This is a genomic window from Bacillus mojavensis, from assembly GCF_012648005.1.
Lineage (GTDB): Bacteria > Bacillota > Bacilli > Bacillales > Bacillaceae > Bacillus > Bacillus mojavensis.
The window spans coordinates 609,942-635,357 of sequence record NZ_CP051464.1; the positions used below are offsets into that span (position 1 = coordinate 609,942).

The 25,416-nt window shown below is 43.7% G+C and carries 25 protein-coding genes, 2 tRNA genes and 1 riboswitch; of the genes, 19 read left to right on the top strand and 8 right to left on the bottom strand.

Annotation, left to right across the window (positions count from 1 at the left end):
- Positions 1–5: 5 nt before the first annotated feature.
- The 3 genes from HC660_RS03180 to HC660_RS03190 all read right to left on the bottom strand — a co-directional run bounded on the left by HC660_RS03180 (position 6) and on the right by HC660_RS03190 (position 1,785).
- A complete protein-coding gene (locus tag HC660_RS03180; protein ID WP_010333176.1) occupies positions 6–635 on the bottom strand; it encodes a nitroreductase family protein in 630 nt (209 codons plus the stop codon).
- 15 nt (positions 636–650) lie between these two features.
- Positions 651–1,145 (bottom strand): MarR family transcriptional regulator, encoded by a 495-nt coding sequence (locus HC660_RS03185; protein WP_168747054.1) that lies wholly within the window; start codon positions 1,143–1,145, stop codon positions 651–653.
- Between the two features lie 82 nt (positions 1,146–1,227).
- Positions 1,228–1,785 carry a helix-turn-helix domain-containing protein gene (locus HC660_RS03190; protein ID WP_168747055.1) on the bottom strand — a complete coding sequence of 186 codons (558 nt, stop codon included), beginning with the start codon at positions 1,783–1,785 and terminating at the stop codon, positions 1,228–1,230.
- 119 nt (positions 1,786–1,904) lie between these two features.
- Here HC660_RS03190 and HC660_RS03195 point away from each other — a divergent pair, with 119 nt between their 5' ends.
- The 3 genes from HC660_RS03195 (at position 1,905) to HC660_RS03205 (ending at position 4,359) form a co-directional block, all read left to right on the top strand.
- Positions 1,905–2,630 (top strand): AzlC family ABC transporter permease, encoded by a 726-nt coding sequence (locus HC660_RS03195; RefSeq protein ID WP_168747056.1) that lies wholly within the window; start codon positions 1,905–1,907, stop codon positions 2,628–2,630.
- On the top strand, positions 2,627–2,950 hold the full coding sequence (locus tag HC660_RS03200; RefSeq protein WP_168747057.1) for an AzlD domain-containing protein: 324 nt from the start codon (positions 2,627–2,629) through the stop codon (positions 2,948–2,950). The genes HC660_RS03195 and HC660_RS03200 overlap by 4 nt, the downstream gene beginning before the upstream one ends.
- 203 nt (positions 2,951–3,153) lie before the next feature.
- Entirely contained in the window at positions 3,154–4,359 is a 1,206-nt protein-coding gene (locus HC660_RS03205; protein WP_010333181.1) for a Bcr/CflA family efflux MFS transporter, read from the top strand.
- 41 nt (positions 4,360–4,400) lie between these two features.
- On the opposite strand, the gene HC660_RS03210 is transcribed toward HC660_RS03205, so the two are convergent.
- Entirely contained in the window at positions 4,401–5,138 is a 738-nt protein-coding gene (locus HC660_RS03210) for a sulfite exporter TauE/SafE family protein (protein ID WP_168747058.1), read from the bottom strand.
- 251 nt (positions 5,139–5,389) lie between these two features.
- Here HC660_RS03210 and HC660_RS03215 point away from each other — a divergent pair, with 251 nt between their 5' ends.
- The 4 genes from HC660_RS03215 (at position 5,390) to HC660_RS03230 (ending at position 10,643) form a co-directional block, all read left to right on the top strand.
- The gene (locus HC660_RS03215; protein ID WP_168747059.1) at positions 5,390–6,064 is read left to right on the top strand and encodes a GntR family transcriptional regulator; all 675 of its coding nucleotides are present in this window, start codon (positions 5,390–5,392) and stop codon (positions 6,062–6,064) included.
- Between the two features lie 138 nt (positions 6,065–6,202).
- Positions 6,203–7,465 carry a glycoside hydrolase family 18 protein gene (locus HC660_RS03220; protein ID WP_168747060.1) on the top strand — a complete coding sequence of 421 codons (1,263 nt, stop codon included), beginning with the start codon at positions 6,203–6,205 and terminating at the stop codon, positions 7,463–7,465.
- Between the two features lie 281 nt (positions 7,466–7,746).
- The gene (locus HC660_RS03225; protein WP_168747061.1) at positions 7,747–8,931 is read left to right on the top strand and encodes a macrolide family glycosyltransferase; all 1,185 of its coding nucleotides are present in this window, start codon (positions 7,747–7,749) and stop codon (positions 8,929–8,931) included.
- Between the two features lie 365 nt (positions 8,932–9,296).
- Positions 9,297–10,643, top strand: coding sequence for a collagen-like protein (locus HC660_RS03230; RefSeq protein ID WP_168747062.1), 1,347 nt, complete (start codon positions 9,297–9,299; stop codon positions 10,641–10,643).
- A gap of 311 nt (positions 10,644–10,954) precedes the next feature.
- Here HC660_RS03230 and HC660_RS03235 read toward each other — a convergent pair whose 3' ends face one another.
- Both HC660_RS03235 and phoB read right to left on the bottom strand, forming a co-directional pair.
- Positions 10,955–11,662 carry a DUF4352 domain-containing protein gene (locus HC660_RS03235; RefSeq protein WP_168747063.1) on the bottom strand — a complete coding sequence of 236 codons (708 nt, stop codon included), beginning with the start codon at positions 11,660–11,662 and terminating at the stop codon, positions 10,955–10,957.
- Positions 11,663–11,726: 64 nt separating this feature from the next.
- Positions 11,727–13,115 carry an alkaline phosphatase family protein gene (gene phoB / locus HC660_RS03240; RefSeq protein WP_168747064.1) on the bottom strand — a complete coding sequence of 463 codons (1,389 nt, stop codon included), beginning with the start codon at positions 13,113–13,115 and terminating at the stop codon, positions 11,727–11,729.
- 322 nt (positions 13,116–13,437) lie between these two features.
- Between phoB and HC660_RS03245 the strand changes: the two genes are divergently transcribed.
- Together HC660_RS03245 and HC660_RS03250 are read left to right on the top strand one after the other, a co-directional pair.
- Positions 13,438–14,415 carry an HD domain-containing protein gene (locus HC660_RS03245; RefSeq protein ID WP_168747065.1) on the top strand — a complete coding sequence of 326 codons (978 nt, stop codon included), beginning with the start codon at positions 13,438–13,440 and terminating at the stop codon, positions 14,413–14,415.
- Between the two features lie 143 nt (positions 14,416–14,558).
- Positions 14,559–15,179, top strand: a complete 621-nt coding sequence (locus HC660_RS03250) for a YdhK family protein (RefSeq protein WP_168749393.1) — start codon at positions 14,559–14,561, stop codon at positions 15,177–15,179.
- A 16-nt stretch (positions 15,180–15,195) separates the two neighbouring features.
- Here HC660_RS03250 and pbuE read toward each other — a convergent pair whose 3' ends face one another.
- Positions 15,196–16,362: a purine transporter PbuE gene (gene pbuE, locus HC660_RS03255; protein ID WP_168747066.1), complete on the bottom strand. Its 1,167-nt coding sequence runs from the start codon at positions 16,360–16,362 to the stop codon at positions 15,196–15,198.
- A gap of 54 nt (positions 16,363–16,416) precedes the next feature.
- A riboswitch (purine riboswitch) is annotated at positions 16,417–16,516 on the bottom strand.
- Positions 16,517–16,693: 177 nt separating this feature from the next.
- Here pbuE and HC660_RS03260 point away from each other — a divergent pair.
- The 8 genes from HC660_RS03260 to HC660_RS03295 all read left to right on the top strand — a co-directional run bounded on the left by HC660_RS03260 (position 16,694) and on the right by HC660_RS03295 (position 23,940).
- Complete coding sequence (locus tag HC660_RS03260) at positions 16,694–17,005, top strand: PTS sugar transporter subunit IIB (protein WP_168747067.1); 312 nt, start codon at positions 16,694–16,696, stop codon at positions 17,003–17,005.
- Positions 17,005–17,337: a PTS sugar transporter subunit IIA gene (locus HC660_RS03265; protein ID WP_010333194.1), complete on the top strand. Its 333-nt coding sequence runs from the start codon at positions 17,005–17,007 to the stop codon at positions 17,335–17,337. Before HC660_RS03260 ends, HC660_RS03265 begins: the two co-directional genes overlap by 1 nt.
- Positions 17,338–17,354: 17 nt before the next feature.
- Positions 17,355–18,680 (top strand): PTS cellobiose transporter subunit IIC, encoded by a 1,326-nt coding sequence (gene celB / locus HC660_RS03270; RefSeq protein WP_168747068.1) that lies wholly within the window; start codon positions 17,355–17,357, stop codon positions 18,678–18,680.
- Between the two features lie 18 nt (positions 18,681–18,698).
- The gene (locus tag HC660_RS03275; RefSeq protein WP_168747069.1) at positions 18,699–20,096 is read left to right on the top strand and encodes a glycoside hydrolase family 1 protein; all 1,398 of its coding nucleotides are present in this window, start codon (positions 18,699–18,701) and stop codon (positions 20,094–20,096) included.
- A 150-nt stretch (positions 20,097–20,246) separates the two neighbouring features.
- Positions 20,247–20,960 (top strand): transcriptional regulator GmuR, encoded by a 714-nt coding sequence (gene gmuR / locus HC660_RS03280; protein WP_168747070.1) that lies wholly within the window; start codon positions 20,247–20,249, stop codon positions 20,958–20,960.
- A 28-nt stretch (positions 20,961–20,988) separates the two neighbouring features.
- The gene (locus HC660_RS03285; protein WP_168747071.1) at positions 20,989–21,888 is read left to right on the top strand and encodes an ROK family protein; all 900 of its coding nucleotides are present in this window, start codon (positions 20,989–20,991) and stop codon (positions 21,886–21,888) included.
- The gene (gene manA / locus HC660_RS03290) at positions 21,885–22,835 is read left to right on the top strand and encodes a mannose-6-phosphate isomerase, class I (protein ID WP_168747072.1); all 951 of its coding nucleotides are present in this window, start codon (positions 21,885–21,887) and stop codon (positions 22,833–22,835) included. The genes HC660_RS03285 and manA overlap by 4 nt, the downstream gene beginning before the upstream one ends.
- A gap of 16 nt (positions 22,836–22,851) precedes the next feature.
- Entirely contained in the window at positions 22,852–23,940 is a 1,089-nt protein-coding gene (locus HC660_RS03295) for a mannan endo-1,4-beta-mannosidase (protein ID WP_168747073.1), read from the top strand.
- Positions 23,941–23,997: 57 nt separating this feature from the next.
- Here HC660_RS03295 and HC660_RS03300 read toward each other — a convergent pair whose 3' ends face one another.
- The gene (locus HC660_RS03300) at positions 23,998–24,852 is read right to left on the bottom strand and encodes a manganese catalase family protein (RefSeq protein ID WP_168747074.1); all 855 of its coding nucleotides are present in this window, start codon (positions 24,850–24,852) and stop codon (positions 23,998–24,000) included.
- A gap of 335 nt (positions 24,853–25,187) precedes the next feature.
- Between HC660_RS03300 and HC660_RS03305 the strand changes: the two genes are divergently transcribed.
- Both HC660_RS03305 and HC660_RS03310 read left to right on the top strand, forming a co-directional pair.
- A tRNA-Arg gene (locus tag HC660_RS03305) sits at positions 25,188–25,264 on the top strand.
- Positions 25,265–25,277: 13 nt separating this feature from the next.
- Positions 25,278–25,351 (top strand) — tRNA-Gly (locus HC660_RS03310).
- The last annotated feature ends 65 nt before the right edge of the window (positions 25,352–25,416 follow it).

Genomic DNA, 25,416 nt, shown 5'->3' on the forward strand with positions numbered 1-25,416 from the left:
TTGTATTATTTCCATTCTGCAATGGTATCAACCGGCAGACGGTAGGAAGCGTATCCTTCGTCCGCAGCTTTTCCGATAGAAAGAAGCATAACAGGCACATAACGCTCTTTGTCTAATCCGAAGGCTTCTGCGATGTTTTCTTTATCGTAGCCGCCGATCGGGTTTGTGTCATAGCCGTGCGCGCGTGCAGTCAGCATAAGCTGCATAGAAACAAGGCCGCCGTCAATCAGGATCGTTTCACGGTTTACCTGTGCAGGAAGCTTTTCAAAATGAGCAGTCAGGGCAGCGATTTGTCTGTCTTTTACCTCCTGCGGCATGTAACCGAGCTCAACGGCTTTTGAATAAATGTCTTCTAAATAGTCTGCATTGTTCATGTCTGCAAAAACAGCGATGACAGCAGATGAAGTTGTGACCTGTGTTTGGTTAAAGCTTGCTAGCGGCGCGAGCTTCTCTTTTCCTTCCGGGCTGTCGATGACGAGAAAACGCCATGGCTGCGCGTTGACAGAGGATGGTGCAGTTGTAGCTTCCTCTAGGATTTCTGTCATTTCTTCTTTGCTGATTTTTACTGTCGGATCATAATTGCGAATGGAACGGCGTCCTTTCATAATCTCCATAAAATCGTTTGTTTTAATCATGTTGATACACTCCTTCTAAGCTTCGATATTATCTATGTTGTTTCGCATGCGCCCAAGCACATCAATAAGCACGCGGCGCTCTTCAGCACTTACATTTGCGAGCATTTCTTTCATGAAACGCTCCTTTTCTTTCTTAGAAGACTCGATTCGTTTTCTTCCTTGATCTGTTAACCGCACAAGGGTAATCCGATTGTCTTCGGGCTTGCGCCGTCTTAATACCATGCCTTTGGCTTCAAGCTGTTTTAGGTGTCTTGTGACGGCCGCGCTATCGATATTGACTTTCTTTTGAAGGTCGCTTTGACTAATCTCATCCGCATGATAAAGCAATGTCAGCAATTCCAAACGAGATTGGCTGATGCCCGTGCATGCCTCGAACTTCACGCCAATCACTTTGTTCACGCCTTGCAGTTGATATAAAATCTCGGCTTCCTCAGAACAAAATGATGCCAAAACCCATCCCTTCTTTCTTGTCAAAAAAAATAATTGATATATCAATGATTGACACATCAATTAATATACAACGATTGATTTCAATTTGCAAGCCTTTTGCACATTTGAAAAACCTCCCAACATATAAGTTGGGAGGTTCTTGTTATCCTTGCGGCTCAGGATAAAACATCAGCAGAAAAAAGCTGGCCGTTTCCTGTGATGAATTGATGTAGCTGTGCGGTGTGGATCCCGTAAACTGCAAGGCGTCTCCGGAAACAAGCGTATGCTTCTGGTTCTGCAGATTGACGGTTAACTCGCCCTCTTTAATTAAAATGTATTCTTCTCCTAAATGTGTTTTTGCTTCATGTATGCACCCCGGTTTCAGATCGACAACATAAATTTCAAACTTTGTTTCAGGATTGTAGGGAAAAAAGGGGTAAACGATGTAGTTTTCTTCATTATCTGTAACAGGTTCAATATCTTTGAGATTAATTTTTCTTACTTTCGGCTTGTCTTCTTTCAGAAAAACAGAAAAAGATACTTGCAGCCCATTTGCGATCTTCCAGAGAGTGGTGACAGTCGGGGTCGATTTTTTTTTCTCAATTTGTCCGAGCATCGCTTTGCTGACGCCTGTTAACTCAGAAACTTGATCAAGAGTCAGGTTTCTGCTTTTTCTGAGTTTGGCAAGATTCTTTGCGATAATGGCTTGGATATCATCCATACATGTATCTCCTTACGTCATATTCGCTTTATTATAGCATATTAAAATCAGCTCTTACATACTGTTGTAAGCTATAACGTATATGTGTATAATATGTTAGACGAGGGGGGAGGAACAGAATGATATCAGAGAAGGAACTAACCCATGCCCAAACATGCGAGCCATCGTTCATACAAGGGTTTAAAGATTGTGTCCCGACGCTAATCGGCTATATCAGTATAGGTTTGGCTGCCGGTATCGTGGGGATTGCCTCGCATTTAAGTGTCCTTGAAATTACACTGTTGTCAGGTTTGGTTTTTGCAGGCGGCGCCCAGTTCATTATCTGTGCTTTGTTAGCAGCAAACAGTCCGATGTCCGCTATTATCCTGACAACATTTATTGTGAATTTACGAAATTTTCTATTAAGTGCTGCGCTTGCTCCTCATTTTTCAAAGTATTCGCTAGTGAAAAATGTGGGGATCGGCATGATGGTGACAGATGAGTCCTTTGGTGTTGCTTCAAATAAGATTGTAAAAAAAGAACCGATTAGTGATCGATGGATGTTCGGTTTAAATCTCACTGCATATGCGTGCTGGGTGCTTTCTTGTGTGGCAGGTGCAGTCTTTGGTAAATGGATTACCGATCCGGAAATGTTCGGACTCGACTTTGCGGTGACGGCCATGTTTTTAGCATTGCTGATTTTGCAGATGGAACATGTTGTGCCTGCAAAGGTTAAACACTATGTATCTCTCATCATTTATATGGTGATTGCGATGATTATTTTCTCTTTCATTATGCCGTCTCATCTCGCTGTCATCATGTCAACGATCATCGTAGCGACAATCGGGGTGGTGACAGATAAATGAGCATAAATGCATACATCCTGATGGTGATTATCGGCTGCGCGCTGGTCACAATGATTCCCCGCGTGGTTCCATTTTTAGTTGTCCGGAATATTTCCTTGCCGGTGCCTGTGCTGAAATGGCTCTCCTATGTGCCGGTTTGTATATTGACGGCACTTGTTGTGAAGGATTGCATGATTCAATCCAATGATTCTCTTACATTGAATTGGCAGGTCACTGTTGTATTGGTTCCTACTCTATTGATTGCATTGAAAACAAAAAGTTTATCTATGACAGTTATCAGCGGTGTTGTTCTTATGGCCGGCTTGCGCTTATGGGTATAAAACAGCTGTTTACATTTACATTAAAACCACGATATCAGGGGGAAGTAGACCCTGGTATTTTTTGTGTCTATGATTCAATCTTTAAGCGGCTTTCACTGGCTGAAAGTTATGGTACAATATACAAATGTTTTACAGCTTCAATCAATTGTTGGAGTGACATCTATTGAAAATAAATACTAGATTAAAGGGAAGGTTTTGATAGAATGCTGCAAAATCCAACTGGAAAAGAGCGTTTGGCATTGGCGTTTCTGCTCGGCATGCTTGCTATATTGGGCCCACTTAATATAGATATGTATTTGCCTAGTTTTCCTGACATTGCCGATGATTTATCGGCCAGTGCCTCGCTTGTACAGTTAAGTTTAACAGCCTGCCTGATCGGGCTTACCATAGGCCAAGTAATTGTCGGGCCGGTCAGTGATGCGCAGGGAAGACGGAAACCGCTATTAATCTGTATTTTCTTATTTGCGTTATCTTCTCTGTTCTGTGCGCTTTCACCAAACATTACAACACTGGTGGCAGCCCGTTTTTTACAGGGGATTACTGCCTCTGCGGGACTTGTGCTGTCTCGGGCAATCGTGCGGGATGTGTTTACAGGGAGAGAGCTTTCTAAATTTTTCTCACTGTTAATGGTGATTACTGCAGTCGCGCCAATGATTGCGCCAATGACAGGCGGTGCTCTTTTATTGCTGCCGTTTGCAACGTGGCATACGATTTTTCACTTTTTAACGATCATCGGATTTGTACTTGTACTGATTATTGCGCTGAAGTTAAAAGAAACATTGCCGCCGGAAAAGCGGATTCCAAGCTCAATCGGAACATCTGTCAGAACGATGGGGAGCCTGCTGAAGGATCGTTCTTTTATGGGCTACGCGTTAACTGTCGGATTTATTCACGGAGGAAGCTTTGCTTATGTATCCGGTACGCCTTTTGTGTACCAGGATATTTATGGGGTGTCGCCGCAGGTGTTTAGTATTTTATTCGGCATAAACGGCTTGGCGATTATTACGGGAAGTTTTATGATCGGGCGCTTTGGCGGAATCATTCATGAAAAAAGCCTGCTCCGCATGGCGGTCATTACAGCTATGATTGCGACTGCCGTGCTATTAACGATGACGATGATTCACGGCCCTCTCGCTGCATTGGTTATCTCTATTTTTGTCTATATGATTACGATCGGCATGGTTCTGACGAGCACATTTACGCTGGCCATGGAAAAACAGGGGCACCGCGCCGGAAGTGCAAGTGCGCTGCTGGGAATGCTCCCGCTGCTCCTTGGCTCCATCGTTTCGCCGCTTGTGGGCATTGATGAGACGACAGCTGTTCCGATGGGAGCGATCATGTTTGTTACAGCAGTTATCGGTTCGCTCGCCTTTTTTAGATTAACAAAGGAGAGCGTGAAGCAAAATTAATCAAAAAAACCTGACGGCATGTCAGGTTTTTTTTGATCTCATTAAAATAGCAAAAGCAGGCCGGCGATGGCCGGAGTCAAAAAGATTGCTGATTTCAAGACGGCCTTTGGCATGAGATTGGTGAATTTCGCGCCAACATACGCACCGCACATGGTTCCGATCAAGACTTTGATCAGCAATACGTAATCAACAAATCCTTCCGAGATATACCCTATGCCTCCGCCTACAGCAAGAGGGATAATGACAAGCATCGTCGTTCCGACAGAATGACGGATGGACAGGTTCAGCATAATCATTAAACCAATCTGGATAAAAGGAGCAGAACCGATGCCGAATGTGCCGGAAAGTATGCCTGATACGATTCCTAAAATCACGGCTTTTGTATACATTGATACATTGCTTTGATTCACTTGAGATTTTTCTTTTAAGATAAATAACCTGATTAGAATAAGAATCGCTGATAAAAATAACATTCCCGCTGTCAAATAATGAAGCAAATCGGCCGGAATAAAAGATGTCAGCTTTGCCCCGAAAAATGATCCAACGGCAGCGAAGCATCCGACCGTTAAACCGATTTTCACTTGAATGTTGCCTTCCCTGTAATGGCTGTACGCCCCCGATAAGCTGGTGAAAGCCATACCGGCGAGGGAAGTGCCTAAAGCCGTATGAATCGGAATATGAAAAACAAGGGTTAAAAGAGCGATAACAAAGCCGGCTCCCCCAGCACCAATAAAGCCTAAAATGATTCCAAGAAGAAACATAACAAGAATAATGAGCATAGCTTTTCCTCCATTGTATACTGAGCTGTAAATGTAATGATCTAGTGCTTGTAGCTGAGGCGAACTGTTCGGTAACACATGAGAGGATCATCTCATTGGTTGACAGTAGTCCGTCGACCGTCGTTTAGCAAAAATATCGTACCGCAAATTTTGGGATTTGACAAGGCAGTTTGTTGCTTCCCTTTATTATCTGTTATATGATTTTGATGAAGAACAGACCCCTGAATCTATTCAAAAGAGGTATTATGTATATGGATGATTTTAAATTAGACAAGCCGACTCCTTATTACCTGCAATTTTATTTCCAGCTGAAAAAAATGATTTTTAACGGAACTTTTAAGCCGGGGGAACGGATCAATGAAACACAGCTGGCTAAAAGTTTCGGCGTCAGCCGCTCTCCGATACGGGAAGCTATGCGGCTGCTTGAGAAAGACGGCTTGTTACGGGCAGATGACCGGAATGGATTTTCAATCGCTTCTTTAACAGCTAAAGATGTAGATGAAATTTATAAAATCAGAATTCCTCTCGAGCTGCTTGCTGTCGAATTGGTAATAGACAAAGCGAATGACGAAGAGCTTCAAACGCTTGAAACACAGCTTGAAGAAACAGAAAACGCGATTCGTAACGGAGCGGAAGAAACTGAAATGACCAGCTTAAACCAAAAGTTTCATCAGCTGCTTGTCGATTTTAGCCATAACAGATATTTGAAAAATTTGCTTGAGCATGTAAATGATCTGATTCACTTTTGCAGAATCCTTAATTATAAAGGGGACAACCGCCCTGAAACGATCCTGCGTGAACACCGCAGCATATTTGAAGAAGTCAAAAAGAGAAACAAAGAAGCAGCCAAAGAATATATGATGGCTCATTTCAATCATGACTCAGAACATTTGAAGCGTGTGCTTGAAGAAGGAAAAGAAAATTAAATGACATGTACGGATACCAAGGAAGAGTCCTTGGTATTTTTTATTGCTCTCATCCACTTAATAAATCGCAAATCATATATAAGGAAGCCCATTAATAAGATTCTATGATGATTGACTAACGAATAATGGGGGTTAGACATGTTTATCCATATCGTCCGGCCGGGTGATTCTTTGTTTTCCATAGGCAGAAGATACGGTGCTTCTGTTGATCAAATACGGGGTGTGAATGGGTTAGAAGAAACGAATATTGTGCCGGGGCAGGCTCTGCTTATCCCTCTTTATGTATATACAGTACAGCCGGGCGACACGCTCGCAGCTATTGCGGCAAAAGCGTTTGTTCCAGCAGAACGGCTAAGAGCCGCAAATCCCGCTATAAACCCAAATGCCTTGCAAGCAGGAATGAGACTAACGATTCCTAATATCTCAAACTATATTGCGGGAACGTTAAGCTTTTACGTGCTCCGTAATCCGGATCTTGATCGCGATTTAATCAATGATTACGCACCGTATTCGTCTTCGATTTCCATTTTCGAATACCATATTGCGCCTAATGGCGACATTGCAAACCAATTGAATGACGCAGCCGCTATTGAAACCACATGGAGAAGACGAGTGACGCCGCTTGCAACAATAACAAATTTAACTTCAGCAGGCTTCAGCACGGAACTCGTACGCCAAGTGTTAAACAATCCAACTGCGAGAACCAATCTGGTTAACAATATTTATAACTTGGTATCCACAAGGGGATATGGCGGCGTAATGATCGATTTTGAAAAAGTGAGCGCCGCAGATCGGGATCTGTTCACAGGATTTTTGCGTCAGCTCAGAGATCGTCTGCAGCCGGGTGGCTATGTGCTGACCATAGCTGTTCCGGCAAAAACAAGTGATGATATTTCATGGCTGAGGGGCTATGATTACGGAGGGATTGGAGCGGTCGTCAGTTATATGTTTATCATGGCGTATGACTGGCATCATGCGGGTAGCGAGCCGGGGCCTGTTGCGCCGATTACTGAAATAAGAAGAACAATTGAATTTGCGATTGCTCAGGTGCCTCGGAGAAAAATCATCATCGGTGTCCCGCTCTACGGCTACAATTGGATCATCCCTTACCAGCCGGGAACAGTGGCTTCAGCTATTTCAAATCAAAAATCAATTGAAACAGCGATGAGGTACCAAGCACCCATTCAATATTCAAACGAATATCAATCGCCATTTTTTCGCTACAGAGATGAGCAGGGACGGACGCATGAAGTATGGTTTGAAGATGTCAGGAGCATGAGCCAAAAGATGCTGATCGTCCGAGAATATGGACTACAAGCCATTGGCGCCTGGCAGTTAACACTCGGATTCACACCAGCACCGTGGCTTCTGCGTAAATTTTTTACGATCAGAAAAGTGTAAGGGCACCGAACACGGTGTCTTTTTAGTGATGTTTTAAGCTGCTTCGTGCAGCTCTGAGTTCCAGATAGATTGTCAGTTCACTGACGCTGGCGATATCCTTAATCGTAGCCATAAAACCGCATCAGCCTAAAGTGGCAGAATAATTCGTGCATTTGTCACTTGCATGGCGTCGGTCTCCCCAATTATGATCGATAGTGATAACTATCATCAGTCTAATCAGGCACAAATTGCATATCGTCTTATGAAAGCTTACGGAATACGAGTGAGAGGAAGTTGTCAGAATGAAAAAAGTATTGATCCTAAATTTTCCTGCAGAAGGCCACGTAAATCCTACATTAGGCATTACGAAAGCCTTTGCCGATCGGGGATATGATGTCCACTATATCTCCACTGAAAGGTATAAAGAAAGATTAGAAGCGGTAGGAGCGACTGTCCACCTTCATCAGGATTTGCTGAGGACAGTTCCCGTTCGTACAGGTTCCCCTGACGGTATTCTCTCCTTCTTAAAAATTCATATAAAGACATCTCTGGCCATATTAAATATCGTGAAAGAACTGTCAAAAAGCATTCAGTTTGATTTTGTTTATTATGATAAATTCGGTGCGGGAGAGCTGGTCAGAGATTATCTCAACATCCCGGGCATCTCTTCATCTGCTTCCTTTTTATTCGATGAAGAGCATTTGAAGATATTGCCTCTGCATCCGGATTCAGAAGTGCCTTTACAATTGGATAAAGAGTGTGAAGATCTATTATTAGAGATGAAACAAAATTACGGTGTATCACCTGAAAATATGGTTCAATTCATGAATAATAAAGGTGGCCTAAATGTAGTGTACACAAGCCGATATTTTCAGCCGGAAAGCCATTGTTTCGGCAATGAGTTTCTATTTATCGGTCCAAGCTTTCCAAAGAGAGCGGAAAAAACTGATTTCCCGATTGAGAAATTGAAAGGTGAGAAAGTTATCTATATTTCAATGGGGACGGTATTAGACGAAACTGAGGAGTTTTTCAACTTATGTATAGATGCTTTTTCTGATGTCAGGGGCAAGGTCGTGATAGCTGCGGGAGAAAAAGCTGATCTGACAAGATTAAAGCAAGCGCCGGAAAACTTTATCATTGCTTCATATGTGCCTCAATTGGAAGTGCTGGAACAGTCAGATGTTTTCATCACTCACGGAGGAATGAACAGTGTAAATGAAGGCATTCACTTTAACGTTCCTTTAGTTGTAATGCCGCACGATAAGGACCAGCCAATGGTGGCCCAGCGGCTGACTGAATTACAAGCCGGTTATACAGTATCTAAAGACCATGTAACCGCGCAGTCTTTAAAACATGCAGTGGAAGAAGTGTTGAATAACGACCGATACAAGGAAGGGATTCAAAAAATCAATCAAAGCTTTCAGGGTTGCATGAATATGGAAGAGGTAATGGAGCAGATCGATCAATTTATAGATCAGAGAAAATAAACAGCAAAAATAAGAAAAAAAGTGAGATTTATATGTTCTCACTCTTTTTTCATTTAGGGTCTTGCTGGCACTACGGAAATAACCGAAGTCAATTTGCGGATCAACGGTTTTGTCAAGAGGATTATAGATGTAAGGGTTCATTTTCTGAGGGCGATGGCAGCAGGAGAAATACTTTCGTATTCATTCACACTCAACGTCATTTTTCATATTATGAATAAGTGTATGGAAAATACAGTTATAAAAGGATGTGAATAGAAAATATGTCTCGCAAACCGTCACATAGATGCCCTTACTGTGGATCCAACTCTTCAAGCCCCAGTTGTAGAGTAGGCCCTAAAAAAAATCCTGAGCCTAAACATACATGTATGTGCTGCTGTTGTGTAAGGGGAGCAAGAGGGCCGCAGGGACCACGTGGATTACGCGGTATACCAGGCAGTATTGGAGCCACCGGACCACCAGGACCACCAGGACCACCAGGGCTGCCTGGAGTTACGGGAGCCACCGGACCACCAGGGCTGGCCGGAGCTACGGGGGCCACCGGACCACCAGGACCACCAGGGCTGCCCGGAGTTACGGGAGCCACCGGACCACCAGGGCTGGCCGGAGCTACGGGAGCCACCGGACCACCAGGACTGGCCGGAGTTACGGGAGCAACAGGAGCACCAGGGCCTGCCGGAGCCACCGGACCACCAGGGCTGGCCGGAGCTACGGGAGCCACCGGACCACCAGGGCTGGCCGGAGCTACGGGAGCCACCGGACCACCAGGGCTGGCCGGAGCTACGGGGGCCACCGGACCACCAGGGCTGGCCGGAGCTACGGGGGCCACCGGACCACCAGGGCTGGCCGGAGCTACGGGGGCCACCGGACCACCAGGGCTGGCCGGAGCTACGGGAGCCACCGGACCACCAGGGCCGTCCGGAGCAACAGGAGTCACGGGAGCCACAGGAGCAACTGGGGACGCAGGACCAGCCGGAGCGACGGGAGCCACAGGAGCAACCGGGGACGCCGGACCAGCCGGAGCAACGGGAGCCACAGGAGCAACCGGGGACGCCGGACCAGCCGGAGCCACAGGAGCGACGGGAGCCACCGGAGCCACCGGGGACGTCGGACCAGCCGGAGCAACGGGAGCCACAGGAGCAACCGGGGACGCCGGACCAGCCGGAGCCACCGGAGCGACGGGAGCCACAGGAGACGCCGGACCAGCCGGAGCAACGGGAGCCACAGGAGCAACCGGTGACGTCGGACCAGCCGGAGCAACGGGAGCCACAGGAGCAACAGGAGCTACCGGCACAGGAGCAGCTGGGTTATCCGAATACGGGTATATTTATAACTTTAGTGCTCAAACAGTAGCTATAGAGGCTGATGTCATTTTTGATTCAACAGGGATAACCACCCCTGGAATTACACATGCCCCCGGGACTTCTCAAATTGCAATTACCACTCCGGGAGACTATGAGGTCACTTTTTCTGTTTCGGGAGTAGAGCCTAACCAATTTACATTATTTTTAAATGGTGCACCGATTACGAATACAGTCTACGGTTCAGGTGCAGGTACTCAGCAAAACAACGGTCAGGCTATTATAGCCATAGCAGCCGGCGATGTCCTCACTCTTCGAAATCATACGTCCGCTGCCGCAGTGACTCTGCAGACTTTGGCGGGAGGGACACAAACTAACGTAAACGCTTCAATTGTAATTAAAAAATTAGATTAACAATTAGCACTGTGTCATGAACAAACAAAAGTACTCTATTGATCTTACTAGTACTTAATCGTTCAACAGTGCTTTTTTGACCTGATTTAAGTTGACCATACAAACGCTCCAGTTTCTTTTTACCTCAGGTGTATGCGGAAAAGAGACAAATACGAAATTCATAGCTCACTGAACGACTTTTATCACTATAGGAAAGAAAAAGAAGTTCGATTTACTCTATCTTTTTTAGTGATAACTGGATATCAAATGGGCATACAAGGTGACAGCTTAACTTCACCAATAAAAAAACCTTCCGTGTTGGAAGGCAATCGTTAAAATTCAATTTTGATCTTTTGAGAATCACTGATTTTCTTATGGTTTTGGTCAAAAACGTCACTTGTTGTGATTTCAATCCACTTGATCTCTTTTTTCTTCTTATCAGCTGATGGTTCATCGTGAGCATGGCCACTTGCTGCGTTTACAATAAAGCCGAGATTGCCGGATTTTTCGGCGCCGGCTTCTAATTCACCATTCAACTCTTCTAGGTAAATATCTTTGTTCCAATCAAAGGTTTCTCCTGTATTTGTTTTCATCAATGCAACCGGGGCAAAATTCACTTTCTCGGAAGATGTGTTCTTGATATCAACGAAAACTTTAACGAAATCAAACTCTTCATCGTGTGTTAATACATGAAAATAATCAATCATGCTGTAATCCGGACGTAAGTGGATCAGCTTCATTTCTTTTATTGTTAACTCTACGTTTCCAATCTTATAAGTTTGATTGACTTGTTTGATATCTTTTAAGATGGCTTCTCCTTTGTCATCAGAAAACGTTTGATTGACCTTCAGCAATGACCGGTCATCTGTTACCTGTGCATTAGGCTGATACTCATCTATACTGTCTTTTTGAGACGAAGTGCTTTGCGGTGTGGCTTTTGCTGTTTGCTCTCCGGCTGTATTTTGTTTTTCTGAATTGGCGTTTGAGGAACAGCCCGCAAGTATGACGATAAAAAATAAGATCGATAGAGTCTTTTTCATCATAAGTCCTCCATTAAAAAGAGAGCCCGTTCCTTATACAAGCAACGGGCCACCTTGTATTCTCTTACTTATCTTTAATTTTAATGTTGTATTGTAAAGCATCGAAAACATTTTTGGCGATTTCGGTATTATCGATTTGGCCGGAAAACTTCTCACTGGACGGTCCGTACGCATAGACAGGAACATCCTCGCCGGTATGTCCGCCTGTTGTCCATCCTGTGTGGGAGCGTTTATTGAAAATCTCCTCAATCGCATTATCAATATCAAGGACTTCCTTCGATTTTGCCGCGTTTTCAACAGATTGAATTTCAGATGCAGTTAAAGCTAATTTCTTTTGGTCAATATACGTTTTTAAAGTTTTTTCAACATCTGCGCCGTCGGCGATTTTTTCTGCCATAAAGTCAGGTGTGCGCTTTGCTGCTTTAATTGGTTCACTGAACCAGTTGTAAATGCCGTCCGCACCGATGGAGTATCCGCCGGTTGAATGGTCAGCCGTTGCGACAACCAAAGTATGCTTGTCTTTTTTGGCGAAATCAATTGCCGCCTTGTAGGCTTGTTCGAAATCTTCCATCTCACTCATGGCGCCGACAATATCATTGTCATGCCCGGCCCAGTCAATCTGGCTTCCTTCAACCATGAGGAAGAAACCGTCTTTGTCCTTGCTTAATTTTTTGAGGGCTGTGTTTGTCATGTCTTTTAATGAAGGAATATCCTTCGTGCGGTCGATCTTTTTAGGCAGGCCGCCGTCAGCGAATAGGCCGAGAACTTGGCTATCCTTGTTTTTCAGCATGTCCTTGCGGTTATCCACATAGCTGTATCCCGCTTTTTTGAATTCCTTTACCAAATTACGGTCCTTGCGGTCAAAATTGCTTTTTCCACCGCCTAGAAGGACATCAATTTTGTGCTTGCCGTTCACCATTTCATCAAAATAGTCGTTTGCAATAGAATTCATATTTTTCCGGCTGTGATCATGCGAGCCGAAAGAAGCCGGAGTGGCGTGTGTAATTTCTGAAGTGGCGACAAGCCCGGTTGATTTTCCTTTTTCTTTTGCTGCTTCAAGAACTGTTTTGACCTCTGAACCGTCATTATCCACAGCAATTGCATTATTATATGTTTTAATCCCAGCTGACATAGCCGTTGCGGCGGAAGCGGAATCCGTTACATTTTGTTCAGGGTCTTCAGGATAAGTGGTCTGCTGTCCGACAAGGTATTGGTCAAAAGCTGTAGGCTCTACAACCTTTGTCTTTTTATTATCCTTTAAGTAACGGTGAGCGGACGTATAAGACACACCCATCCCATCACCGATCAAGACGATGACATTCTTAATTTCGTTTTGATTCCCCTTTTTCTTTTCCTGGGCGCTGGCTTCAGGCACGCTGCCGCTGACTAGGCTGCTGAACGCAATAGATGATAACACCGCAATAGGCAGCAGCTTCTTCGGGAATTTTTTCAACTGAATAACCTCCTAAAAATATGATCCTCAATGACAAACCCATTATATTTTTAAAGTGTTAAGCTAGTATTAATCGTTTTTAAAGATTGAATTTACAAGATGACAAGGAAATGAAAAGGCAGTGCCGAAAGTAAATATGATGTGCAAATCTGACCGGCTAGTGATTATGTATGTGACTAGAAGATGTCAATCAATCCCTTGATATAGAACTCAAAAAGAAATCGAGTTTGCTAGAGGTAATATTTCTTACTGAGGGGATATTAAAGGAAAACATGTGACCGGCAATGCACCCGAAGAAGAGAATAGATGTTGAGGTGACAGGATGGAAATAAACGATGTGCTTTACGGCAGGCATCAACTAGACGGAGTACTGGAAGAACTCATAAAAAGCGCACCCGTGCAAAGATTAAAAGGGGTTTATCAAGGCGGCGCCAGCTTTTTAGTCAATCCAAAGTGGAATGTGACCCGGTATGAGCACTCCATTGGCGTTATGCTTCTAATCAAAAGGCTGGGGGGAACCATAGAAGAGCAGATCTCCGGTCTTCTCCATGATGTGTCGCACACAGCATTTTCTCATGTAATTGATTTTGTATTTGAAAATGAAGCGGAAGATTATCATGAAAACATTTTTCAACAAGTCATTGACCAATCCGAGATCCCGGAAATTCTAAAACAACATGGTTATGATGCTGACGATCTTTTATTAAATGATACAAGATGGACACTGCTCGAACAGCCCGCACCGGAGCTGTGTGCTGATCGCATCGACTACACGCTGCGTGACATGTATCAATATGGACAGATCACGTTGCGCGAAGCTGAAATCTTTTTGGATCATCTCGTTGTGAGAAACGGAAGGGTGTTTCCAGATGGTATCGAAACAGCTGAATGGTTTGTGCGAGTGTATTACAAGGAAGTGATTGATTTCTTTATGAACCCGGTGAATGTATATGGGTATGAATACTTAGCGCAAACGCTGAAGGCTGCGCTGAAGCACAATGTCATCGCCGCCGAAGATTTGCTGAAAACAGACCAAGAGGTACTAGGCATTCTGCATTCATCAGAAAATGACGAAGTACTGAGACTGCTTGAAAAAATACATCCTCACATACTAGTAAAAGAGGATGACATTCATTATGATTTTCATCGAAAAACGAAAATGCGTCTCATCGACCCTTCTATTTTCTTTCATAATGAATGGATCACATCCTCATCAGTATCTGAACATATCAGAAAAATGGGAGAGGCCGCTTATCGGAAAGCCAAAAAAGGTGTGTATGTCAAAGTAATCGAAAACTAACCGAAGCCGCGCAACCGCGGCTTTTATCCAGCGCGTTTTATTCTGCGGATCATGGGGAATAGGACAAACAGCAGCATATGTTATGAGAATATTAGCGCATTTACATACCTTTCGGGGGTACCGTATTATTGAAAAGATCATGTATGACAGGCAGATGTGAAGGTTCACACCAAAAAATGAAGCAAAGGAGAATGAACATGAAGATTTCGAAAAAGGCACTTGGAATTTTACTGCTGTCTCTTATTTTTGTTTTATCAGCATGCGGCAATAGCGATAGCAAAAAAGAAAGCACTCATGACAGTCATTCGGACTCCGGCTCACACGAAGAAATGGATCATTCCGGATCTGCTGAAGTTCCAGAGGGATTAACGGAATCGACACATCCTAAATATAAAATAGGCAGCCAGGTCATCATCAATGCTTCTCATATGAAAGGGATGAAGGGCGCCGAAGCAACAGTTACAGGCGCATACGATACAACGGCATATGTTGTTTCTTACACACCGACAACCGGAGGGCAGCGAGTTGATCATCACAAATGGGTGATCCAAGAAGAGATAAAAGATGCAGGAGATAAACCCCTCAATCCCGGAGATCAGGTACTCTTAGAGGCCTCTCACATGAAAGGCATGAAGGGAGCAACTGCTGAAATCGACTCTGCAGAAAAAACAACGGTATACATGGTGGACTATACATCGACAACAAGCGGAGAAAAAGTAAAAAATCATAAGTGGGTAACTGAAGACGAGCTTTCAGCTAAATAATAAAAAAATCCTCCCTTTACAAGGAGGATTTTTTTACGGTATGAACAGGTCTTGTTAAAGAAAATAAAGCAAACAGAACGGCGATCACAACAATCGATCCTCCACACCAAGCTGTTGACACAACAGTCCCCGTCTGATCCAATACAACACCGCCAATGGCTGAACCAAGGGCAATCCCGATTTGTAACGCAGACGTATTAAAGCTTTGCTGAATGTCAGACGTGTCCGGTGCAATCTCAATTAAGTAGCTTTGCTGTGCGGGGGCCAGACTCCAGCTCAGCAATCCCCAAATGACCATAACAGGCAAAAAGAAAATCATAGACGACGTTGACAGCGGCAATAAGAACATAATGATGGCGAAGGAACCGGTCACCAGCAAGATGCTCTTAAAGGAACCGAGCCGGTCAGAAAGCGCTCCTCCAAAAGGACCTCCGCACACGGCAGATATTCCAAATAGGAAATAACAAATGCTGACCCAAAAAGAGCTTAGGTGGAGAGTCGTCTCTAAAAACGGGGCAAAATAAGCATATAAAGTGTAGTGCCCCGCTAATGTAAACATCGTCACAAGGTGCGAGCTGGCGATTTTAGCATTGGCGATTGTTTTCATCTGATCCCGGAATGGAATCATTTTCTCCGTCGGTATCTTCTCAAAAAAGATCGAAATAATCAGCATAGAGATAAGCGCCAGAAGTCCGATGCCAAGGAACAAAATGCGCCATCCGAAGGAATTGCTGATCAATATGCCAAGCGGCACACCTAATGCGATGGCAGAACTGAATCCCATAAAAATGATGCCAATTGCGCGGGCTCTGTATTCAGGCGCCACAATTTTCGGCGCAATCGTCAAGGAAAGCACAACAATCAGCCCTGTGCTCATCGCCGCCAATACCCTTGATACCATCAGCATCGCAAAATTAGGGCTGAAGTAGGCGACAAGGTTACTCAAAAAGAAAACAAATAACGCAATTAAATATAAACGCTTCCGTTCAACCTTCGCGGTCAATGCCAAAAGCAGCGGCCCTGAAACAGCATATCCCAGCGCAAACACACTGATCAGCTGTCCGGCCGAAACAATGGAAATGTGTAAATCATTTGCGATTTGAGGAAGAATCCCACCCACAATTAACTCAACCAATCCAACTGCAATCGTAGAAGCTGCAAGCAGAAAAACTTTAAAATTCATAACAAACTCCTTTACTTCAATTTTTTAACAAATAAAAAAATCCTGATTACAAAAAAAGTGATAAACAATTTTTGTAATCAGGATTTTACGGTTCCTGGTAGACACCCTCAATCCATATCATTGAGGTTATACAAGTAAAAATAGCTATTTATTTGATTTAGTTTCTGAGGATGAGTTTAACATATTGTGAGCGAATCTTCCATAGAAAAATTTGATAAATAGTTGAACGAAAAATAATATGAATATATTTATTATATAAAAGTATAGACATTTAAAATTAATTGACTATAATGAATTTTGTAAGCGTTTTATAAAAGGGGAGGGACATCCATTGAAGAAAATTTTACTTGCGTGCAGTTCGGGAATGTCCACCAGTTTGCTGGTGACAAAAATGAAAGAATACGCGCAATCCATTGGAGAGGAAGCGGAGATCTGGGCAGTCGGCCAGGATAAAGCGAAAGAAGATATGCAAAAGGCAGACGCGGTTTTAATCGGCCCGCAAATGAGCTTTCTGAAAAGCGAACTGCAAAAAGCAGCCGACCAATACAACATTCGGGTTGAGGTCATTGACATGATGGCTTACGGAATGGCAGATGGCAAAAAAGCATATGAACAGGCTTTGTCATTAATGGGGCAACAATGATGGAGCACATAAAAATTGCCGACTTAACAGACGAACAAATCAGCTTTCAGCTTATTCTCCACAGCGGCAATGCCCGCAGCTGTATCATTCAATCACTGCGCGCCTACAAGGAAGGAAACAGGGGGGAGGCAGATGCCCTTATTGCCCAAGCTGAGGATGCTCTATCTGCAGCCCATGACATTCACTTTCAAATGATACAGAAAGAATCAAGCGGCGAGGCAGCCAATTTCTCATTGCTGCTTATGCACGCGGAAGATCACCTGATGTCAACATTGACCATGAAAGAATTGGTAAAAGAGCTGCTTGGCATCTTTAAAACAAAGAATCTATAAAAATCGGGGTGAATAGGGTGTTCGAGAAAATCAGCCAATTCCTTGTTCCAATTGCAGGGAGGTTAAATAATAACCGTTATTTGCAGGTGTTGCGCGATGCGTTTATGCTGGCCTTCCCGCTTACGATATTCGGGTCCATTTTTGTGGTGTTAACGAACCTGCCGTTTTTAAATAAAATCATGAATGCTTCAATGCTCACATCGTTTCAGTCCAATTTTGGCATTGCGTCTACGGCGACCATGGGGATTATGTCTGTCTTCGTCGTGTTCGGTATAGGCTATTATCTCTCAAAAAGCTATCAGGTCGAAGCTGTGTTTGGCGGTGCGATCGCTTTGGTTTCCTTTTTCCTGCTGACGCCTTTTATTGTTCAGCCGGAAACAGGAGATGCCATAACCGGCGTCATTCCGGTAGACCGCCTCGGTGCCAAAGGAATGTTTCTGGGAATGATCACGGCATTTCTTTCTGGTGAAATCTACAGAAGAATCGTTCAAAAAAACCTGACGATCAAAATGCCTGCCGGGGTTCCGCCGGCTGTAGCAAAATCATTTGCCGCACTTATCCCGGCTTTTATCACATTGACTGTGTTTTTGCTGATTAACGTTGTGGTCACCCAGCTTTTCAAAACCAATATGCATGATGTCATTTATCATGCGATTCAGGCTCCGCTTGTCGGACTTGGAAGCGGTATCATACCGACGCTGATTGCTGTATTTTTTATTCAAATTCTATGGTTTTTCGGATTGCATGGGCAAATCATTATCAACTCTGTGATGGATCCGATCTGGAATACACTGCAGGTGGAAAACCTGGCAGCCTACACAGCGGGGAAAGAAGTGCCGCACATCATCTCAAAACCGTTTATGGAGATTTATACAGTGGGAATGGGCGGAACCGGGATGACGCTGGCGATTGTGTTTACGATTCTCATATTTATGAAAAGCAGGCAGATGAAGCAAGTGTCAAAGCTCGGCCTTGCTCCAGGGATTTTTAACGTAAACGAACCGATTATCTTCGGGCTGCCGATTGTGATGAATCCGATCATCCTTGTGCCTTGGGTTTTGGCGCCGATGGTTGTCACACTCGTCACCTATCTGGCCATGTCCGCAGGGCTTGTTCCGCCTCCAACAGGTGTCACGGTACCATGGACGGTTCCGCTATTTATTAATGGCATCATGGCGACAAACTCAATCATGGGCGGCGTGATGCAGCTTGTCAATCTGATGATTGTCTTTGTGATATGGTTCCCGTTCCTGAAAGCGATGGATAAATTACATTTGGCAAAAGAAAAGGAACAGGCTGTTCAGGAAACAGCACAGCAAAATGATAACAGCATCAAAATGTGACATAAGGAGAGAGAGAACTTGACTCAAATAGAACGGTATCGTTTTCCGAAAGATTTTTGGTGGGGATCATCTGCTTCAGCGACACAAACGGAGGGTGCCGCCGATCGAGACGGAAAAGGGAAGAATATTTGGGATTACTGGTTTGAAAAAGAGCCTCATCGCTTTTTTGATCATGTAGGACCTGCATCCACATCGAAATTTTATGACTACTATAAAGACGATATCAGGCTGATGAAGGAGCTTGGCCACAACTCGTTCCGTATGTCGATTTCATGGTCACGTTTAATACCGTGCGGAACAGGCGAGATCAACCCTAGAGCAGCGGACTTTTATAACAGCGTCATTGATGAGTTCATAGCTAATGGAATAGAACCCTTTGTCAATTTGTTTCATTTCGATATGCCGATGGAACTTCAAAACATCGGCGGCTGGGCAAACAGAGAAACGGTGGACGCTTATGAAAACTATGCGAGAACGTGCTTTCGTTTGTTTGGCGATCGCGTGAAAAAATGGTTCACCCATAACGAGCCGATCGTGCCGGTCGAAGGCGGATATTTATATGATTTTCATTATCCGAACAAGGTAGATTTTAAAGAAGCCGTTCAAGTCGGGTTTCACACAATGTTATCAAGCGCCCGCGCCATACAGGCTTACAGAGAGATGAGGCAGGATGGAAAAATCGGCATCATCTTAAATTTGACGCCATCCTATCCGAGAAGCAGCCACCCGGCGGATGTAAAAGCGGGAGAAATAGCAGATGCGTTCTTTAACCGATCTTTTTTAGACCCTTCTGTAAAAGGCGAGTTTCCAAAAGAACTCATACACATTTTAAAAACTGAAGGCTTTATGCCTGAATACGAGAAAGAGGATCTTGAGATCATTAAACAGCATACGGTTGACTTATTAGGTGTGAATTATTATCAGCCGAGACGTGTAAAAGCCAAAGAGCATCTGCCGAATCCGGATGCGCCATTTTTGCCTGACAGGTATTTCGATCCTTACGTCATGCCGGGCCGAAAAATGAATCCTCACCGAGGCTGGGAGATTTACGAAAAAGGCGTTTATGATATCCTGATCAATCTAAAAGAAAATTACGGGAATATCGAGTGCTTTATTTCTGAAAACGGCATGGGAGTTGAAGGGGAAGAGCGTTTCAGAGATGAACAGGGCATGATTCAAGATGACTACCGAATTGAATTTATCAAAGAGCACTTAAGATGGATTCATCGCGCTATACAGGAAGGATCAAACGTAAAAGGCTATCACTTATGGACGTTTATGGACAATTGGTCATGGACAAATGCTTATAAAAACCGATACGGATTTGTATCAGTCAATCTGGAGAAAGACGGAGAAAGAACGGTCAAAAAGAGCGGAAAATGGTTCAAAGAGGTTGCTGAGAAAAATGGTTTTTAGGTTGCTATAGCAAAAAGGTCTTCCGGCGGTCAAGATTTCTAATAGAGACAACAAATAGCCATAACATTGATGAAACAGGGAAAAGAACTTATGATATCGGTAAAGAAGCTTATTTGATATCAAAATTTTTACAGCTGCCGGAGGATACCAATGAATAAATACGAAATCATTGCAAATGAAATGAGAAAACGAATCAAAAATAACGTATATCCCATCGATCAGCCGATTCCCGATGAAATATCTCTTGCAAAAGAGTTCAATTCAAGCCGCATGACGATGAAAAGAGCTCTTGATAATTTAGTTGCTGAAGGACTGTTATTCAGAAAACGCGGTCATGGAACCTTTATCATTCAATCTGCGATACAGGATGATCATGTCCATGTCGTCAGCAATGAAATCCTCGGACTGACCAATTTGTTAAAAGACAAAAAAATCAAAAGCAAGGTCATTCAGTTCGAGGTGCAATTTCCCACTGAGGAAGTGGCTGCCCATTTATCAATTGATCAAAAAACGCCGGTTTATTATGTTGTACGGCTGCGGATTGTGGAAGGCGAGCCATATGTGTTGGAAAAAACATATATGCCGACACACTTAATAGCCGGCATTAATGATGAGGTGCTGCACCACTCTATTTATGAACACATCACAAACAGGCTTCAGCTAAAGATTGCCGGAACACACCGGAAAATCAGAGCCTGTAAATCTGATGAGATGGATCAGCAGCATCTGGGCTGCAAGCAGGATGATCCTATTCTTGAAGTGGAGCACGTGGGCTTTTTAGATAACGGAATTCCATTTGAATATTCCTTTTCACGTCATCGGCATGACAAATTTGTCGTCACTTCGGTAAATGTAAGGCGCTGATCGCGGAGATAACAAGGAGGCCATCTGCATGCTTGGCGGTATTGAAGCAGGCGGCACAAAATTTGTGTGTGCCGTCGGAACAGAAGATGGAACGATCATTGACAGAATGGAGCTACCAACAGCGATGCCGGATGAAACGATAGAGAAAGTGATTCAATATTTTCGCCAATTCTCGCTACAGGCAATCGGCATCGGCTCCTTTGGTCCCGTTGATATAGATGTAAACAGTAAAACATATGGAACCATTACTGCCACGCCTAAACCAGGCTGGAGGCACTATCCATTCTTGAAAACAATAAAAGAAGAAATGAATATTCCTGTCGGATTCAGCACAGATGTAAACGCTGCGGCGCTCGGAGAATCTCTTTTCGGAGCAGCTAAAGACCTCGACAGTTGCTTATATATCACGATCGGAACTGGCATTGGTGCAGGCGCGGTTATAGAAGGGCGGCTTCTGCAAGGATTGTCACATCCTGAAATGGGCCATATCTATATTCGCCGCCATCCGGATGACACGTATCAAGGAAAGTGCCCCTATCATAAGGATTGCTTCGAAGGTCTGGCTTCCGGTCCCGCTTTAGAAGCACGATGGGGAAACAAGGCGGCAGATTTATCACATGTAAATGAGGTCTGGGAACTTGAAGGATATTATATTGCGCAGGCTCTGGCACAATATATCCTCATCCTGGCACCCCAAAAAATGATTCTTGGCGGCGGCGTCATGAATCAGAGCCAGCTGTTCCCTTATATATATCAATATGTACCTAAAATAATGAACAGCTACTTTAATTTTTCCGAATTATCAGAAAGTATAAATGAGTATATTGTATCTCCCCGTTTAGGCAGAAATGCCGGAATCATCGGAACGTTTGTTTTAGCCGATCAGGCATTAAAAGCAGAAGAAGCATCCGGGGAGGTTCCATCATGAAGCATCCTTTATTTTTAGAGCCGATTTTTAAAGAAAGGATATGGGGCGGCACAGCGCTTCGTGATAGATTCGGCTACAGCATCCCTTCAGAAAAAACGGGTGAATGCTGGGCTGTTTCGGCCCATGCCAATGGATCATCGACTATTCAAAATGGCCGGTTGGCAGGAAAAACACTGGATCAAGTGTGGAAAGAATGCCCGGAGTTTTTCGGCTTTCCGCAAAGAAGCGTGTTTCCGTTACTGGTGAAAGTACTTGATGCCAACATGGACCTCTCCGTACAGGTGCATCCTGATGATGATTATGCCATTGTGCACGAAAACGGAGACCTTGGAAAAACAGAGTGCTGGTATATTATTGATTGCAAAGAAGGCGCAGAACTGATTCTGGGACATCATGCAGGCACGAAGGAAGAATTCAAACAGCTTATAGAAAGCGGTGACTGGAACGGGCTGCTTAGGCGCATCAACATAAAGCCCGGAGATTTCTTTTATGTGCCAAGCGGCACGCTGCATGCATTGTGTGAGGGCACCCTCGTCCTTGAAATTCAGCAAAATTCCGATACCACATATCGCGTATACGATTATGAGCGCTGTAATGACCATGGCCAAAAAAGGGATCTCCATATAGAAAAAGCGATGGAAGTCGTAAACATACCGCATACGGACTCTGAACCAATACCGTCGGTGAAAGAGATCAAAGATGCCGTGATTACGTCTTATGTTCAGTCAGATTATTTCTCAGTTTACAAATGGAACGTCAGCGGCAAGCCGGTTTTCCCTTCCCATCAAACCTATTTGCTGGGCAGTGTTGTCGAAGGCTCAGGGATAATAGAAAACAACGGTGTGCAGTATGAATGCAAGAAAGGCTCACACTTTATTTTGCCTGCCCATTTTGGCGAGTTTTCAATAGAAGGAACTTGCGAGCTGATCATAGCCCATCCTTCATAAGAACGGAGGAATTTCTGTGTTAAAGAAACCTATCATCTGTTTAATCATCCTATTTTTACTGGCTTCTGCCGCGATGGCTGAACCCATTCAAGCACATACTGTGTCACCTGTTAATCCTAAGGCACAGCAGACAACAAAAGATGTGATGAATTGGCTTGCCCACCTTCCGAATCGTTCTGAAAACAGGGTGCTTTCCGGTGCGTTTGGCGGTTACAGTCATGACACATTCTCTATGGCAGAAGCAGAAAGAATCCGGAACGCATCCGGACAATCACCTGCCATTTACGGCTGTGATTACGCGAGGGGATGGCTTGAAACCTCAAATATTGAAGATTCTATAGACGTGAGCTGCAACAGTGATTTAATATCGTACTGGAAAAGCGGAGGGATTCCGCAGATCAGTCTGCATCTAGCAAATCCTGCTTATCAGTCAGGACATTTTAAAACACCGATTACCAACGATCAGTATAAAAAACTGTTAGACTCTACAACAACAGAGGGGAAGCGGCTGAACGCCATGCTCAGCAAAATTGCTGACGGACTACAACAGCTGGAAAACCAAGGCGTGCCCGTTCTGTTCAGGCCGCTGCATGAGATGAACGGCGAGTGGTTTTGGTGGGGGCTGACGTCATATAATCAAAAGGATGATGAAAGAATCCTCTTATATAAACAGCTCTATATCAAAATCTATCATTATATGACTGACGAAAGAGGATTGGATCATTTATTATGGGTTTACTCCCCCGACGCTAATCGAGATTTTAAAACAGATTTTTACCCGGGAGCTTCATACGTAGATATCGTTGGGTTAGATGCATACTTTCAAGATCCATATTCGATAAGCGGATACGACCAGCTGACAGCACTTAATAAACCCTTTGCTTTCACGGAAGTTGGTCCGCAAACTGCAAACGGCAGCTTTGATTACAGCTTGTTTATGAGTGCGATAAAACAGAAATACCCTAAAACCACTTATTATCTGGCCTGGAATGATGAATGGAGCCCGGCTGTGAACAAAGGCGCTTCCGCTCTCTATAATGATAGCTGGACATTAAATAAGGGAGAAGTATGGAACGGTGATACATTAACACCTATAGTTGAATAAAAAAACGTTTTACATTAATAAAGGTTCTCAAGGATATCCTTGAGAACCTTTTGCTCATCAAGCGTTCATATCCCCTAAGCCGGGACTATGTTCATTCGGCATTTCTGGAAGAACCGGAACAGGGAATCCAGCAGGAGGTTCGGTTACTTGCAGCTCGCCGCCATTTCTGCTTGGAGATTTTCCTTGGAAGATCTCTGCAATTCTTGTTTCATCTAATCTGAAGTTAAACTGTACATTATGGTAGCCCAAATCAACATACTTTCTGCACTCTGGGTATTTATTAATGTCGTAATTCGGAACAGGAAAAAGCTTAGCCCAGTCAACGCCCAAAGTCTCAAGCGCTTTAGCGAAAGCATTTTGGTGAGCATTGTCACGTACAATAAGAAAAGCGAGAGTTTCCCGGAACGTCTGATTAGAGCTCATTTCATAAATTCTTGTTTTTTGGAGAACACCAGTAGACTCAAGCAACAAGTTATCCAACAGGTCAGTGATTAAGTTTCCGTGATTATACACCCAGGAGGCGTTCCAAGGATTGCCGCCCGCATCAACCGGGAGTGAACTCTGTGCGCCAATAATGTAATGATGGGGGTTAGCATGTTTAACTGCTTCATCAAGGGGAGCGTGATCTATACCCTGGCTGCCGACACCAGCACCGCCTGATTCATCCAACAAAGCATTGATTGTATTTTGCACAAGCTCTACATGGGCAATTTCTTCTAAGAAGATACCGCGCAGCAAATCACGATATTGTTTCTGCTTTCCTCTGAAATTGGAGCTTTGAAAGAAATATTGCATCATTGTACGCATTTCTCCATAATGTCCGCCTAATATTTCCTGCAGTACTTTAGCTGCGGCCGGATCTGGCTTATCGGGTTTAATGATATTGATCAATTCTTCTTTGTAGTAAAACATAACATGCCTCTTTTCTATATTATTTTGTTTTTATATCATCTGTTCAATCAGATAAAATATACGGACTAACAAACAGCGGAAAAGAAAATGAGAAAATCCAAATAAAAATATAGAAAAAGTGTTGACCAATGAAAAAACACATGGTATAGTATTAAATGTCGCTGATGAACAGCACAAAAAAATGAAAAACAAAAAAGTTTTTCGAAGGTGTTTACAAACACTTCAGAATGTGTATAATAGATAAAGTCGAATCAAAAAGATTTTAAAAAAAGCATTCGAAAAAACATCTTGACTTTAATATCAATTAATAGTATGATAGTTAAGTCGCTCGATAAGCGCCCGTAGCTCAATTGGATAGAGCGTTTGACTACGGATCAAAAGGTTAGGGGTTCGACTCCTCTCGGGCGCGCCAATATAATATACACGCGGGTGTAGTTTAGTGGTAAAACCTCAGCCTTCCAAGCTGATGTCGTGAGTTCGATTCTCATCACCCGCTCCATTATTTATTGAATGATCTTTGAAAACTAAACAAGACAAAACGTACCTGTTAATTCAAGTTTTATT